16 protein-coding genes are annotated in these 14,430 nt (G+C 70.1%); 5 read left to right on the forward strand and 11 right to left on the reverse strand.

Features of this window, described 5'->3' with window-relative positions; translation table 11 throughout:
• Window positions 1-20 precede the first annotated feature (20 nt).
• Together G6034_RS02370 and G6034_RS20375 are read right to left on the reverse strand one after the other, a co-directional pair.
• Window positions 21-2,138: a DUF5107 domain-containing protein gene (locus tag G6034_RS02370; protein ID WP_176633496.1), complete on the reverse strand. Its 2,118-nt coding sequence runs from the start codon at window positions 2,136-2,138 to the stop codon at window positions 21-23.
• 304 nt (window positions 2,139-2,442) lie between these two features.
• On the reverse strand, window positions 2,443-2,646 hold the full coding sequence (locus G6034_RS20375; RefSeq protein WP_425485449.1) for a DUF1731 domain-containing protein: 204 nt from the start codon (window positions 2,644-2,646) through the stop codon (window positions 2,443-2,445).
• Between G6034_RS20375 and G6034_RS19655 the strand changes: the two genes are divergently transcribed.
• Entirely contained in the window at window positions 2,594-2,953 is a 360-nt protein-coding gene (locus G6034_RS19655; RefSeq protein ID WP_246295231.1) for a hypothetical protein, read from the forward strand. The genes G6034_RS20375 and G6034_RS19655 overlap by 53 nt on opposite strands.
• Before the next feature lie 129 nt (window positions 2,954-3,082).
• Window positions 3,083-3,229, forward strand: a complete 147-nt coding sequence (locus G6034_RS19660) for a nuclear transport factor 2 family protein (RefSeq protein WP_246295232.1) — start codon at window positions 3,083-3,085, stop codon at window positions 3,227-3,229.
• A 108-nt stretch (window positions 3,230-3,337) separates the two neighbouring features.
• Here the strand turns inward: G6034_RS19660 and G6034_RS02385 are convergent, their stop codons facing one another.
• Complete coding sequence (locus G6034_RS02385) at window positions 3,338-3,961, reverse strand: CG0192-related protein (RefSeq protein WP_176633498.1); 624 nt, start codon at window positions 3,959-3,961, stop codon at window positions 3,338-3,340.
• Between the two features lie 91 nt (window positions 3,962-4,052).
• On the opposite strand from G6034_RS02385, the gene G6034_RS02390 reads away from it, so the two are divergent.
• The gene (locus G6034_RS02390; RefSeq protein WP_176633499.1) at window positions 4,053-4,421 is read left to right on the forward strand and encodes a hypothetical protein; all 369 of its coding nucleotides are present in this window, start codon (window positions 4,053-4,055) and stop codon (window positions 4,419-4,421) included.
• Entirely contained in the window at window positions 4,418-4,852 is a 435-nt protein-coding gene (locus G6034_RS02395) for a hypothetical protein (protein WP_176633500.1), read from the forward strand. The genes G6034_RS02390 and G6034_RS02395 overlap by 4 nt, the downstream gene beginning before the upstream one ends.
• A 13-nt stretch (window positions 4,853-4,865) precedes the next feature.
• On the opposite strand, the gene G6034_RS02400 is transcribed toward G6034_RS02395, so the two are convergent.
• From G6034_RS02400 to speB, 3 genes are all read right to left on the reverse strand, one after another.
• Complete coding sequence (locus tag G6034_RS02400; RefSeq protein WP_218063476.1) at window positions 4,866-5,657, reverse strand: type II toxin-antitoxin system Phd/YefM family antitoxin; 792 nt, start codon at window positions 5,655-5,657, stop codon at window positions 4,866-4,868.
• Window positions 5,658-5,758: 101 nt separating this feature from the next.
• Window positions 5,759-7,453, reverse strand: a complete 1,695-nt coding sequence (locus tag G6034_RS02405) for a thiamine pyrophosphate-binding protein (protein WP_176633502.1) — start codon at window positions 7,451-7,453, stop codon at window positions 5,759-5,761.
• Window positions 7,450-8,562 carry an agmatinase gene (gene speB / locus G6034_RS02410; RefSeq protein ID WP_246295233.1) on the reverse strand — a complete coding sequence of 371 codons (1,113 nt, stop codon included), beginning with the start codon at window positions 8,560-8,562 and terminating at the stop codon, window positions 7,450-7,452. Before speB ends, G6034_RS02405 begins: the two co-directional genes overlap by 4 nt.
• Before the next feature lie 286 nt (window positions 8,563-8,848).
• On the opposite strand from speB, the gene G6034_RS02415 reads away from it, so the two are divergent.
• Window positions 8,849-10,828 carry an amino acid permease gene (locus G6034_RS02415; protein ID WP_176633503.1) on the forward strand — a complete coding sequence of 660 codons (1,980 nt, stop codon included), beginning with the start codon at window positions 8,849-8,851 and terminating at the stop codon, window positions 10,826-10,828.
• A gap of 97 nt (window positions 10,829-10,925) precedes the next feature.
• Here the strand turns inward: G6034_RS02415 and G6034_RS02420 are convergent, their stop codons facing one another.
• Genes G6034_RS02420 through G6034_RS02440 form a run of 5 tightly spaced genes read right to left on the reverse strand, consistent with a single transcriptional unit; the run spans window position 10,926 to window position 14,303 of the window.
• Window positions 10,926-11,174 (reverse strand): ferredoxin, encoded by a 249-nt coding sequence (locus tag G6034_RS02420; protein WP_343037899.1) that lies wholly within the window; start codon window positions 11,172-11,174, stop codon window positions 10,926-10,928.
• The gene (locus G6034_RS02425) at window positions 11,171-12,448 is read right to left on the reverse strand and encodes an NADH-ubiquinone oxidoreductase-F iron-sulfur binding region domain-containing protein (RefSeq protein ID WP_343037900.1); all 1,278 of its coding nucleotides are present in this window, start codon (window positions 12,446-12,448) and stop codon (window positions 11,171-11,173) included. Before G6034_RS02425 ends, G6034_RS02420 begins: the two co-directional genes overlap by 4 nt.
• Entirely contained in the window at window positions 12,445-13,020 is a 576-nt protein-coding gene (locus G6034_RS02430; RefSeq protein WP_176633504.1) for a ferric reductase-like transmembrane domain-containing protein, read from the reverse strand. Before G6034_RS02430 ends, G6034_RS02425 begins: the two co-directional genes overlap by 4 nt.
• A complete protein-coding gene (locus tag G6034_RS02435; protein ID WP_176633505.1) occupies window positions 13,013-14,014 on the reverse strand; it encodes an FAD:protein FMN transferase in 1,002 nt (333 codons plus the stop codon). The genes G6034_RS02430 and G6034_RS02435 overlap by 8 nt, the downstream gene beginning before the upstream one ends.
• Window position 14,015: 1 nt before the next feature.
• The gene (locus G6034_RS02440) at window positions 14,016-14,303 is read right to left on the reverse strand and encodes a hypothetical protein (protein WP_176633506.1); all 288 of its coding nucleotides are present in this window, start codon (window positions 14,301-14,303) and stop codon (window positions 14,016-14,018) included.
• Window positions 14,304-14,430 lie beyond the last annotated feature (127 nt).

The raw sequence follows: 14,430 nt of genomic DNA on the forward strand, positions 1-14,430 counted from the left end.
ACCGTCGGTCCCCATCGCGCTCAGCGCATGCTGAATTGATACCGCTCGGGCACGTCCTCGCCGGGACAGACGCGCCGCCAGAGATCCGTGATCGAGTTGGCCCCTTCGCGCAGGTCCGGGACCTCCATCCCTGTCTTTAGGATGGCCGCCGCCGCGGCGGCATCGCCCAACTCCGCGTGCGCCAGGGCCCGCAGGAACGCCGCCTGGCCCAGCGCCTGCACGGATGCCGGGGCCATCCCCAGGACGTCGAACACCAGCTGCGGCCTGCCGTTGTTGACCGCCAGCGTGGCGGCCTCGAGGATCAGGGCCCGGTTGCCCGGGTCAGCCCGGCAGGCAGCACTTAGCTGGAGCAGGCCGCCGACGGTGTCGCCTGCGGCCATCAGGGCCAGACCCAGGCCGCGGCGGGCCAGCGCCCGGCTGCGGGCGCCGAGCGGGGCGCCGGCGATTCCGTCCGGGCGGTCCCCGTCGGCGTCGGGCTCCGCACCGTCGGGCTCCGCACCGTCGGGTACCGCCGCGTCGGGTTCCGCCCCGGCATCCCCGCCCAGTGCCCGCCGGTACAGGGAGGCCACGGTGGCCATGTCGGCGGCACTGGCGAAGTCGGCCCGGGCGTGGACCATGACGGCGTTGTGGAAAGCGGCCTCGGCGCTTTCGTTGCGTGCGGCCGCGAGCAGGTCTTCCCAGTCCAGGCCCCTGACAAACGATCCCGCCCCGCCAAACGGCTGGCGCGCCTCCTCCGCAACCGACGCCTCGAACGGCTTCTCCACAATGCCGGCGTTCGCCGTCAGCAGGTCCAGCCACGGCGCCTGGTCGGCGGTCAGGGTTTCGTCGGCAAACGGCGTGCCGGACTCGTCAATCCAGTCCACGCCGGACGCGCGCCGGCGGGCCCGCTCCAGGGCGCCCCAGCCGCTGCCGGCCACCACGAATTCCGACGGCGCCAGGTCCGCCCAGCGGCAGGCATCGGCGAGCGCGGCATCCACGGCAGCGGCGGAAACCAGCGCGTCCACCCGCTCCCCCGCATGCCCAATGGCGGCCTCCCAGGCACCGCCCGCCACGGCGGGGTCCAGGCCGGCATTGCCATGGGCCTCCACCCACTGCCACGACGCCGCGGCCGGCATGGAAACGTGCTCAAACTGCGTCTGCGCCAAGCCGGACTGGATCTCCGCGTACCGCCGCGGCTCTCCGGAAACAGTGGGCGTCAGCCATTCCTGCCACCGGTGGCCGCCCGCGCTCTCGCCCCAGACGAACAGTTTCCTGCCACGCAGCCGGGGCGAGGAGACCAGCGCAAGCCCGTCCCCCTCGCGATCCATGGCGACCTCCCAGCGGCGCTGGTCCGGCGCGAGGTCGAAGAAGAAGTCCGCCGCCTGGGTGTTGCAGGCGGGCCAGGTGGCGTCGATTCCGTGGAAGTCGGTGGGCGCCACCACGGTCATGGCGCCGTCGTAGCCGGTGGCATAGGCGCGGGCCGCGGGGGCGATGACGCGGGTTTCCGGGGTCTGCGGAATGGCCGCGTTGCTCCACCAGTACATGGGCACCGCGCGGTCATTGGGGTTGCGAATACGCACCGCCGTGAACAGCACCTTGGAACCGGCCGGCAGCCACGCGTCAATTTGGAACACCACCTCGCGCAGGCGGTCAAACTCCCACATGCGCAGCACGGGCTGCCCGTCCGGCGTGTGCACAATGGCGGTGTGCAGCGGCGAGCAGGTGGTGGGCGAGTGCCCGCGCGTGCCGATGTTCCACTCGATCCCGCCCGCAAACCACGCGTTGCGCAGCGCCAGGTTGGCGAACTGGATCCGGTCCCCGGTGTGCAGCAGTTCCTTGCCTGTGTCCTTGTCGCTCAGCTGCCACAGCCGCCCGCCCAGCTGCGGCAGGAAGGTCGCCTTCAGGTGCACGTTTTCAAGTACGACAGCGGTCAGTTCCGTTGCGTTCGTTTCGCGCGTGTAGGCGTCCTGCAGGGTGTAGGGGAAAATGTTTTTCGCCTTGCCCCAGCGGGCACCCTCGACAATTTCCGCGGGAATGCCGCCGTCCACGGCGTAGGGCGGCTCCAGCAGCGGCTGCACCGCGGGCAGCGGCGATTCCGGGCCCAGTTCGGCCAGCTCGATGGTGCGCGTGGTGACAGTGATGGAGGCTTCGTTGCTCATGGGCCGAGCCTATCCGACGGCGGGCTTTCGGGGCTGCGGATCGAAAGCGCCTTTTGTCTCGCCGGGGCCGCCGCGCTGCCGGGGGCATTGGAGCAGACGATGTGAACCCGCTGATCGAACTGGCAGAAGGCATGGCCGACATCCGCGCGGCCCAGGAAACACGCGACGAGATGCGCCGAACGCAGGCGGAACCGACTCCACGGGAACAGGCATCCAACGGGTCGACAGGGCATTGTCGACACATTTACGACTCTCCATGACTGGGCCGCGCCGCCGTACTTTCACCCTGAGGCTGCGGGACCTTTTACGGGCGGCATCGGGGGCCTTCCGTTCCGCCGGGCGACCATGGGTAAGACAGCGGCACGCCCGATGGCTGCGCAGCCGGCGCAGCCGGCGCAGCGGCCACGCCGCCAGGACTGCCGGCCAACGCGCCGTCCAGGTCCGGATGCCGCCAGGTGAATCCGGCATCCTGCAATGTGGCGGGCCGCACCCACCGGCTTTTGACCACCGGCAGCCTGGACAGGGAGACGAGCCTGCCGATCAGCGGTGCCGCACCGTCGACCAGGGTGCGCGTGCGGCGCTGGTCTTCGGAGCGGGGGAGCCAGCGCGTCGAGTCCGGCGTGCATGGCAGCCCGGAGCCGGTCCGCAAGCCCCGCCGTGCCGGGGAGGGCTTCGTGCGCCATGCTCCGCTGCTCCGCGACGGATTCGCGGCAGGGCTCCAGGACCAGCTCGTGCTTGGACGCGAAGTAGTAGTAGGCGCTGCCCAGAAAAACGCCGGCCTCGGCGGCATACTGGAGTATGGGCAGCAGCGATGAATTTCCTGCATGGGTCAACTCCGCCTTGTACGAGGCGGAACGGTCCCTCCACAACGGCAACGCAGGGCCGCGCCGGGCGATCTGGTCCCGCAACGAGCCCGTCAGCATCCTGGGCGCGTGGCGGATGGCATGGCCTATGCCGCAGGCCTGGAGCACATCTCGGCATCCGTGGACGGCCAGCCGCGCACCTTCACGCTGCGGGCCACCCAGGTCTATCGACGGGAATCAGGGGAATGGAAGGTGGCCCACCGGCATGCCGACACCGTCGAGGAGTGACGGTACGCCCCACTGTGGACCGTGTCCCCGGACCGTGCCGCATGGACCGGGACCGACGTCTGGGCCTCGACGCGCTCGCAGCGCTCGCTGCTCGCCCACCGGAGTGGGTCAGCTGCCGGCGGACGCCAGCTGGACCGGCGCGTCCTGTCCCGCCCACGTCACCGTCAGCACCGGCTCCCCGTGGACGACGCCGGACAGGTCCAGGGCGCGGGCGATCCGCAGCGTGAGCGCCCCGGCAGGAACAGTGGTGACGGCGTCCGCCGTCGTCGGTCCAGCGGGAAACAATGGCGGGATGGACGTGGCAGTTCCGCTGCTGGCAAGCCATGCGGCGGCAGGGAGCGTCTCCATCCGGCCGGCAACTTCACGCAGTTCCACAGCCTGCGGCTTGCCGGCCAGCAGCGCGGCGGCAAGTTCGCCCACGTAGACGGGATCGGCGGCGGCGTCATAGACCCAGCGGCGCCCGAGCACCGAATGCTCCATGGTGCCGACCAGGAACTCCCCGGCACCATCCAGCGGTGCGCCCCGGTAGCTCAGCGGCACCTGGTAGGCACCGGCCCCGGCGCCGGCCAGGATGGTCTCGAGGCCCACCTCGCCCGCCGGGTCGTCAAAGCGGAAGGAGCCCAGGCGCGCCAGCGCCCCCGCGTCCCCGCTGAACCAGGGCTGTCGCGGCAGCCATTGCGCCAGCAGTTCCATTTTCGTGGGCCGCAGCTCGGCCCGGTACACAATTGCCATGCGGCCCAGTCTAGGTCCCTGCCGGTCCGCGCGCGCGGGGCGTATCGTATGACCAGGTGCCGTGCGTGCCGGCAGGCAGGAGGGATGGGACATGGCCCGGACATTCACCATTGAGCTGGTGCCGGCGGATCCGGACGGCCGCGTGCCCGACCTCATGACTGTCGACCTCGGCCTGCGGGCCAACCGCCTGAAGTACCTGAAGCTGCTGGACAGGCTCACGAATGAGTTTTTGTACCAGGCAAGTCCCATGAAATGGCCTCCCGAGCCGCGGGGATCGTGGATCTGTTTCCCTGTGGGCGGGCGCATCGCCATATGCCTGTGGGACAAGGGGGAGCCGGATTTATGGAGGTACGGCCACGGATTCGGCACCTTGACAGTCATGCGCATTGTCAGCGAAGAGACATGCCTGGCGATGCGCAGGCAGGGTGGCCTGCCATGGACGTCGGCACGTCAAAAGTGAAGACTCTCCTTGTCTACGTGGGCGCGCCCCTGGCTGTGGGCACAATCTCGGCGTTTCTCGCCCCGACGCCCGGTTCCGACAACCTCACGGCGTTGGACCTGGCCGTGTTCTTCTCCACCATGGCAGTAATCATGGCGACACTGCTGGTTGCGCTTGCCCTGCTGTCGGCCTTTCCCGCACGGATAGGCCACAGCATCCGCAAGGCATTGAGCCCGGCGACCTTCCTTTGGTTTGCGGTTGGGGAAGCGGGCGGGGTGCTTGGCATGATCCCGACGTGGGCATTTGAGCCGTATCGATACTTCTTTGCGGCAACACTGGCTGGCGCGGCAACCGCCGTGGTCACTGTTGTCTACATAGGCATCGTCAACCTTTCGGCTCAACAGCGCGAGGATGAGGCCTACATGGCGCGGCACCTTGACCCCTCGCACTGACTCTCGCATTGGCCTACCCCAAGGACGCGATCCCGCCCTGCAGCCCGGATTCAAGCAACTGGTAGGCAACAAACGGGTCATCCTGCTTCGCGCTGTGGGCGATCAATGCCCTATTCAGCTTTCCGACGCTCACCGCGACCACCTTGAATGCGGCGTCGGTTTGGTGGCGCCCCACCAGCCTGTCCGAGCCGGCATCCACGCCTTTCAGGTCCCCGCCGCTGATGGCCGACAGGCGCTCCTGCGTGACGCGAAGTATCTCGTCCCGAAATTTCAGCCCGAACAGGCGCTCATTCAGTTGTTGCAGCTCCTCCTGCCGCTTTTCCTGCTCGCCGGAATCAGGGCCGTCAGCCGCCCCCACGGCCTGAAGGGCTTTCCTCGTGACCTCCTCGGTGAATTGGACAGCCTCCCTTTCCACCTCACCCACCAAATTCGAGCCAATGAGCGGTGCCAGCTCGGTCCATTCCACGGCCCAACCCGGTTCCACTGCCTGGCGTTCGTCCGCGGCGTCGACCAACTCCGGCTCCCGGGCAGTGTTCTCCTCCGGTTCATTCTCAAACTCGAGCAGTGCCTCTGCGAGCGGAATGGTTCGACCTTCCAGGATGGCCGCCTCCGCATTCTTCCGATTCCCGGTGAGTTCCGGTGCGGAGGCAATCAGATAGGCTTCGGCCTCCTGCTGGTCGATCGACACGAGCGCCGCGACCGGCAGTCCGTTCCTGGTGATGACCAGCGGGTTTCCGCTCGTCTCCAGCTCATCGAAAACTTCCTTGGCGTGCCGTGCAAGTTCGCGGACTGTGATGGTGGCCATCATGATCTCCTATGTCTGACGCTTGTCTGACATCATACCGCGGCACGCCGTGGAAAGCACCGGCCCAAGGCAAAATGCCAGGCGGGCCGACGCCGTCAGGGCTAGACGTCCAGGTGGGTGGGCCCGAACATCTTCAGCAGCACGTCAACCACGACGACGTTCGGCCCGTCCGCGGCGAAGCCTTCCCTGAGCGCGTCCCCGACATCCTCGGGCTTCACGCGCCGGGCCGGGACGCCGAAGGCTTCCGCGAGCTTCACGAAGTCCGGGCGGGCCAGCTCCGTGTGCGTGGCCTTGCCGAAGGCGCCCACCATGTACTCGCGCAGGATGCCGTAGCCGCCGTCGTCCACGATCAGCCACGTGACCGGCGCGTTGTGCTGCCTGGCGGTGGCGAGCTCGGCGATGGAGTACATGGCCGAACCGTCGCCGGCCACGGCCAGCACGCGGGCCGGCCTGCCCTGGCTCTGCAGGCCGAGCGAACCGCCGATGGCGGCCGGGAAGCCGTAGCCGAGGCCGCCGGCGCCTTGGGCGGAGTGGAATTCACCGTCGCGGGCATCCCAGCAGCTCCAGCCCCAGTACGCCGAAATGGTCATGTCCCAGAACGTCTGCATGTCGGCCGGGACGGCCTCGCGGATGTCCGCCATGAACTTCCGCTCCAGGGCCAGGTCCTGCCCGTCGAGCCGGGCCTGCACCTTGGCGAGCGTTTCCTTGACGACAGTCTGCGGCCTGGCGCCGTGCCAGTCGGCGTCGGCACTCAGCGACGCGTCAAGGGCGTCGTCGAGGGCGGTCAGTGCCTGGCCGGCGTCGGCCCGGATGCCCAGCGCGGGCCGGTTGGACTCCAGGACGCGCGGCTCGGCGTCGATCTGGATGATGCGCCCGCGCGGCTCCATGGTGAAGTAGTTGCTGGACACCTCGCCCAGGGACGAGCCGATGACCACCAGGACGTCGGCGTCCTCCAGGAGCTCGGTCACGTGCCGGTCCTCGACCCACGACTGCAGCGACAGCTCATGCGTCCACGGGAACGCGCCGTTGCCGCCGGGCGTGCACACCACGGGGGCGTTGAGTTTTTCGGCGATGGACAGCAGCTGCGCCGCGGCCCTGCCCCGGCGCACGCCGCCGCCGGCCACAATGGCGGGCCGCTTGGACGCGGTCAGCCACTTCACGGCCTCCCGAACCAGCTCCACGCGGGGCGGGTTGTCGAAGGGCTCGGCCAGCGCGTCCTCGACGGCCGGCACAAAGATCGGGTCCAGCAGCACGTTCTGCGGCACCTCGATCCACACCGGGCCCTGCGGGGAGGACACGGCCTCGGTCCAGGCGTCCTGGATGGCGGAGGGGATGCCGGAGGCGTGCTGGATGAGCCGCTGGCTCTTCGTGACGTTCGCGGCCGACGCCTTTTGGTCATCGAGCTGGTGCAGCATGCCCTTGCGCCGGGCACCCAGGCCCTCGAGCGGGATCTGGCTGGCCACCACGATCATGGGCACGCCCGTCGCGTATGCCTCCTGCAGGCCGGCCAGCGCGGTCAGCGCGCCCGGGCCCGTGGACAGAAACAGCACACCGACCTCGCCCGTGGCGCGCGAATAGCCGTCCGCCGCGAAGGCGGAGTTGTTCTCCACGCGGGAGGAGACAAAGTGCAGGGGCGAGCGGCTGAGCGCATCGAAGAGGCCCAGCGCGTGCTGGCCCGGGATGCCAAACACGGTCTTGGCGCCCAGGGCGGCCAGGGTTTCGACGACGAGGTCCCCGCCGTTGCGCTGGACGAAGGTCTCGACAGGCTCGACCACCGGGCTTTGGAGATTGCTCACTTGGCGGCCCCCGCGGTCTCGCTCCCCGACCGCTCCCCCTGCTCGACCGGCGGGGTCGGCGCGAAGCCGGCCGGCCGGCGTCGTGCCTCGGCGTCAAGGGCCTGGGCGGCATAGCCGTTCGCGGCGCCGAAGCGGTCGCCTTCACGAACGTTGTCGGCCATGAGGGTGATGAGCTCAAAGCCCACGTGGCTGGCGGCGACGCCGGTGATTTCGGCGTGGTCGTAGGCCGGGGAGACTTCCACGATGTCGGCGCCGATGAGGTTCATGCCGCGGAAGCCGCGGATGATTTCCAGGAGCTCGCGGCTCGTGATGCCGCCCGCCTCGGGAGTGCCGGTGCCGGGGGCGTGCGCGGGGTCCAGGACGTCGATGTCGACGGAGATGTAGAGGGGGCGCGTGCCGATGCGGTCGCGGATTTTGGCCACGGTTTCAAGCACGCCCTGGTGGTAGACGTCGGCGGAGGTGACGATGCCGAAGCCGAAGCGGTGGTCGTCGTCGAGGTCCTTCTTGCCGTAGAGCGGGCCGCGGGTGCCTACGTGGGAGATGGCCTCGGTGTCCAGCAGCCCCTCCTCGACGGCGCGCCGAAAGGGGGTGCCGTGGGTGTAGGCTGCGCCGAAGTAGCTGTCCCAGGTGTCCAGGTGCGCGTCGAAGTGCAGCATGGCCACGGGCGCGCCGGCCCGCTCGGCGGCGGCGCGCAGGAGGGGCAGCGCGATGGTGTGGTCCCCGCCGAGGGTCAGCAGCTTGGAGCCGCCGGCAGTCAGATCCAGCGCGTTCTGCTGGATGGTCTCGATGGCCTCGCCAATGTTGAACGGGTTGACGGCCATGTCGCCGGCGTCCGCCACCTGGCAGTTTTCAAACGGCGAAACGTCCCAGGCCGGGTTGTACGGGCGCAGCAGCCTGCTGGCCTCGCGGACGTGGTTGGCACCGAAGCGGGCACCCGGGCGGTAGGAGACGCCGCTGTCAAAGGGGACGCCGACGACGGCCACGTCCGCCTTGGCGACCTGGTCCAGGCGCGGCAGGCGCGCATAGGTGGCAGCGCCCGCGTAGCGCGGGATCTGGGAGGAATCGATGGGGCCAAGGTTGCCGTTGGCCTCGATGCGGATCTCTTTCATGGACGTCCTTCGTTTCTTGAAGCAGTAGACCTGCGTCACATGCGGTCTGTGTCTCCATGCTACAGCCGGAGTTGTCTAATGTGAATCAAAAGTTTTCTAAAAGGGAATTTTGCGGCAGTTCCGCCGATGCAGCCATTCTGGCTCCCGCGGTGGCCGCCCGCGCAGGAAACACGGACGTCAAGATTTCGTCAAGAGCGGGTTCCACGCCGGATTGCGGTGCTAGTCTCACTGGGCCGCCACTGGGCGGTTCCAACTCTTGCGCGTCCATGGGCGAAAGGATCCTCCCGTGACTTCCCTCTCCCATCCCCCCGCGGACCCGGGGACACCCGTGCGGCCCACGCGCCGCAAGGCGTTCCGCGACTGGCTCATGGAGGGCCTGCCGGAAAGCTCGGGCAAGCGCCAGGGCCCGCACGGCAAGCCCGACGCCGAGCACGCCCCCCACAGCTGGTGGCGCGTCATGTGCCTGACCGGCCTGGACTACTTTTCCACCCTTGGCTACCAGCCCGCCATCGCCGCCCTGGCGGCCGGCGTCCTCGCCCCACTGGCCACGATCGTCCTGGTGGCTGTCACCCTCTTCGGCGCCCTGCCCGTCTACAAGAGGGTGGCCCGCGAAAGCCCACACGGTGCCGGCTCCATCTCAATGCTCGAGCGCCTGCTCCCCCGGTGGTGGGGCAAACTGTTTGTGCTGGCCCTGCTGGGCTTCGCCGCCACGGACTTCATGATCACCATCACGCTGTCCGCCGCGGACGCCTCCGCGCACCTTATTGAAAACCCGTTTGCCCCCAGCTTCCTCCACGGGCAAAACGTCATCATCACCCTGGTGCTCGTGGCCGCACTGGCCGCCGTGTTCCTGCGCGGCTTCAAGGAAGCCATCGGCATCGCGGTCGTCCTGGTCGTGATTTTCCTGGCGCTCAACCTGGTGGTCGTCGCCGTCGCCCTCGTCAAGGCCCTGGCCAGCCCCATCCTCACCACCGACTGGTGGACGGCCCTGACCACCCAACACGGCAACCCCATCATGATTATTGCCATTGCCCTGCTGGTCTTTCCGCGCCTGGCCCTTGGCCTGTCCGGCTTTGAGACGGGCGTGGCCGTCATGCCGCAGATCAAGGGCCGCCCGGGCGACACCGAGCAGAACCCTGTGGGCCGGATCGCCGGTGCCCACAAGCTGCTGACGACGGCGGCCGTCATCATGAGCGCCTTCCTCATCACGTCCTCACTGGCCACCACCATCCTCATTCCCGCGGCTGAATTCCAGCCCGGCGGTTCGGCGAATGGCCGCGCACTGGCCTACCTGGCCCACCAGTTGCTCGGGCAGGGCTTCGGGACGGCCTATGACATCAGCACCATCGCCATCCTGTGGTTTGCGGGGGCGTCGGCCATGGCCGGCCTGCTGAACCTGGTGCCCCGGTACCTGCCCCGCTTTGGCATGGCCCCCGAGTGGGCCGGGGCGGTGCGGCCGCTGGTGCTCGTGTTCTCCGTGATAGCGGTTGTCATCACGCTGGTGTTCAACGCCAGCGTCGATGCCCAGGGCGGCGCGTACGCCACAGGCGTGCTGGTCCTGATCACGTCCGCCGCCATCGCGGTCACGCTGTCGGCCCGGCGCAAGAAACAACGCGGTGCCACCATTGGATTCGGCATCGTGTCCGTGGCGTTCATCTACACCACCGTGGCCAACTCGATCGAGCGCCCTGACGGGCTGAAGATCGCTGCCCTGTTCATTGTCGGCATTGTGGGCGTCAGTCTCCTCTCCCGGATCCGGCGGGCCTTTGAGCTGCGGGCCACCTACATCCGGATGGATGAGGCGGCCATGCGGTTTGTGGCCGCCGTGGACGACGACACCATCCGCTTCATCTCCCACGATCCCAAGACCCGCGACGCCGCCGCCTACCGCCGCAAGCTCAGCCACGCCGCCACCGTCAACGAGATCGGCGACCCCAGGGACGCCCTGTTCCTGGAGGTCATCGTGGACGACTCCTCCGACTTCGAGACCGCCCTGGAGATCCGCGGCATCGAGGTCGAAGGCTTCAGGATCCTGGAGGTCCACGGTTCCACCGTCCCCAACACGGTCGCCGCCGTCCTTCTCCACGTGCGCGACGTCACAGGGATCATCCCGCACATCTATTTCCGCTGGAATGAGGGCAACCCCATCACCAACCTGCTCAAGTTCCTCTTCTTTGGCGAGGGCGAGATCGCGCCGGTCACGCGCGAGGTGCTCCGCGAGGCCGAACCCGACCTCACCCAGCGCCCCTGGGTCCACGTGGGCTGAATGGGCGCTCCCGGGGCGGACCTGCCGGGATTGCCGCGGCATCCGGCCATCAGACGCGTCGGGCAAAACGCCGTCGAAAGTGATGCGGCGTCGGGCGTCAGGGCCCGGTGATGCGCAGGGCAAGGAGCGGGCAGAGCTTGACGGCGTCCACGGCCGCACCCAGTTCCGCGCCGGTGAGCGGAACGTTCGACGCATCGGCCCGGGCCCGGACACGACCCGGCGCGGCGAGCGGGTAGCCCCAGTCGTCACGCGTCAGGGCCTCCGGCAGCAGCTCCGTGCACAGCCCGCGCCCGTCGCACATGGTCCAGTCGATGTGCAGCCGCGCCGCAGGCCCGGCGACGCTCACAGCGCGCCGCCCGTCTCCTGGCACTGCCCGGCCAGGTGCCAGCGGACGTCGTCGGCAAACGTTTCAAGGGCGCTGCCAACCAGCTGGACCGTGCCGTCCGGGTGGTGGCAGGCCCCGCGGCCGGCCACCAGCCCGGACAGCCGCCCCACCTCGCGTACCAGTTCCGGTCCGCCGCGCCCCGCGGCCAGCCGCTCCATGGCGCCGGCGAGGGCCGGCAGTCCGAACATGCACGGACCGCATTGCCGTGCCGACTGCCCGGCCAGGTACTCCACCATCCGGGCCGTCGCCGCCAACCCGCACCGGCCACGCGCCAGGACGTGGACGACGCCGGCACCCGGCCGCACGCTGCCGGATTCCGGGCCGCCCCCGGGGACACCTCCCCCACCCAGCACCACCCCCGACGGCCTGACCCACCGCCCGTGGTACCCGCCCACCAGGACGGCGGAGACGGCGTCGCCCGCCACCCCGGCGGACGCCAGCACGCCGTCCAGGCGCGACCCGCCGGGCACCTCGAGCACCACCTCGGACGGCACATCGCCGGTGACGGACACCAGGCGGGTGCCCGGGTCCTCCGCGGTGCCTTCCGCACGGAACCAGCCGGCCCCGTACCGGGCCACGAGGGCGATGTGCGCCCACGTTTCAACGTTGTGGACCAGGGTGGGGCGGCCCTGGAAGCCGCCGTCGGCCAGCCGGCCGGCCACGTCCCGCGGCAGGGCCCTGCCCGTCTCCAGGAAGCTGACCACGGCGCTGGACTGCCCCGCCACGAAGGCGTCGGGGGCCTCGAGCAGGGCAATGTGCCGCGCATCGGAACGTTCGGCGAGCGCGGCCGCCAGTGCCGGCAGCCGTGCGGCGCCGGCGTAGATGAACAGGCTGCCGGCCCCGAGCGCCTCCGCCGCCGCGAGCAGGCCGTCGATGACCAGGTGCGGGGCGTTGTGCAGGAGTGTGGCGTCCTTGAAGCTGAGCGGCTCGCCCTCCGCGCCGTTGGCGATCAGCACGGACCTGCCGGCCCGGCCCGCATACCTGGCGGGCCTGCGGGCACGGTCCACGGCGGCGAACTTGCGCCACGCCGAAAACCCCGCGCCGCCGCGCCCCGTCAGCCCCGAGGCCTCCAGTTCCTGCGCCAGCGACCAGTCCCGGCCGTGCCGCGGCACCGGCCCATAGGCCGCCAGGTGGGCTGCATGCCCGGCAGCGGCCCCGGCCGCAAAGAGCCGCGATCCGGCCGGCCGGCCGGACGGGGCGCCCGCCAGGGGCTCCGTGGCAATGGCCGCGCTCACGGCCGGCCCCAGTCCCTGCGGGCGCCGCCACGCCGCGCGTCCGCCGTCTCGAGGAAGCCGGCGGAGACCCGCCACGCGGCCGCTGCCAGCACCGCCACGCAAAGCACGACGGCGGCAGCCACGGCGGGCGCGCTGGTCGCGTCCGTGCCGTTCCCCACGGAGTGCGCCAGCGCCAGCGGCCACATCGCGTAGCTGAGCCAGTGCACGGCCCTAAACGTCCGCCGACCCAGCCGGTGCCGCAGCAGGCCGGTGGCCACCACTGCCGCCATCAGGTCCAGGGCCACCGTGCCCAGGCCCTGCCAGAACGCCTTGTAGCTGCCCAGGAACGGCACCACAACGTCCACCAGGTTCACCCGTGCATAGGCATCGAGCAGCAGCGGCGCCACGTGGAACACCAGGAACACCACGGCCAAAAGGGAGATGTTGCGGTGCAGCAGCATCAGGGATACCCGGGGAAGGGCCGGCAGGGGCCGCCCGGACCGGGTGAGGATGCCCAGCAGCACGGACCCGGTCAGCAACACCATGTCCACCAGTCCGCTGACCCGGGCAAAGGCCCACAGCGCGTCATCCATGGAAGCCCACCCCCACGGGTTCGGCGGCGGGCCAGCCCGACGTCGTGACGACCCGGCGGCGCTGGTCCACCAGGCGGGCACTGACAGCGGCTTCCCTCAGCCAGGGAACGGCGGCATGGCCCTTGACAATGGCGGCCGTGCTGTAGGCGTTCGCCTCCAGCGCACTGGGGGCGGCAACACTGGCACTGCGCCAGACGTCCTCGGCCGGCAGGCCAAACCGCGGGTCCAGGATGTGGTGGCGCAGCGCGCCGGCCTGTTCCCAGCGCCGCTTGGACGTGCTGGAGGTGGCGAGTGCGTGGCCCGCCGGCAGCGAAACCTGTTGGGCGGGGTCGTCCGGCAGGTCCTGGACCAGGACCTGCCAGTGCCCGGCCGGGCAGTCAGGGGTGGAGCCGTCCGGGGCCGGGCCCGCCGTGGCGATGTCCCCGCCCAGGTTCACCAGCACGCCGCAGCCAAGTTCGACGGCGGTGCGCGCCGCGGCCATGTCCGCCGCCACGGCCTTGGCGCTGGCCCCCAGGTCCACCGTGACATCGGCCGGCACCACCAGCCGCCTTCCGTCCAGGCGGATGCGCTGCCAGCCGGGGACCCGGGGCGCGCGGGGCCGGGGGGAGCGGGCGGCCAGGCGCCCTGTCCCCGGGCCGGCGTCGTGCCTGGGGGACGGTGGCAGCGCGGCGAAGTCGGCGTCGTAGCCCAGGCTGATGAGATCCGCGCCCAGGGTGGGGTCAACGGCGCCTGCGGTCCAGCGGGCGGCGGCCAGTGCGGATTCCATGAGGGTGGCCAGCAGCGGCGATACGGTCGCGCCGTGCACCAGCTCCCGGCGCAGCACGGCCAGTTCCGAGTCCGCGCGGAAGCGGCTGCAGGCGAGGTCGACGGCGTCGAGCACGTGGCGCACCAGGGCCGCCGCGGCGTCCGCCTGCCCGGGCTCCGTGACGACCACCGAGGCCGCCATCCCCCACACCTGCCAGGACCGCTGGCCGGCGGCGTGCCTCGCGGCCATGTCAGGACCCCGCCGACTGCGCGTGGCTCGACCCGCCGTTGCCGGGCAGCAGCTGCGTGCCGGATCCCGGGGAGGAACCCAGCTGCCAGCCGGACTGCGGGCCGGAGTCCGCCGAGGAGCCCGAGAACGTGTCAGGCGTGGTTTGGCTGGTGGCAGCCTTGTTTGCACTGGCCGCCGCAATGGTGCCGTACATCGCGACGCCGCCCAGCCCTGCCGCCCCCAGCGCGCCCATGGCCACCACGGAGGTGACTGTCTTGGCGATCTTCCTGCCGTCCGCTGTTGGTGCCATGACGGTTCCCCGCTCTCAAAGTCCTGCTGCCGGTGGTTGTTGCTTCAACAATCCACGCCCAGGCTTTGAGTTTGCCGTGAGGGGCCCGGTGGCAGCTTAGGTATCCGCCGGACGACGCACGGGGGCT

This window comes from Arthrobacter wenxiniae (genome assembly GCF_013376105.1).
In the GTDB taxonomy this organism is placed as follows: Bacteria; Actinomycetota; Actinomycetes; order Actinomycetales; family Micrococcaceae; genus Specibacter; species Specibacter wenxiniae.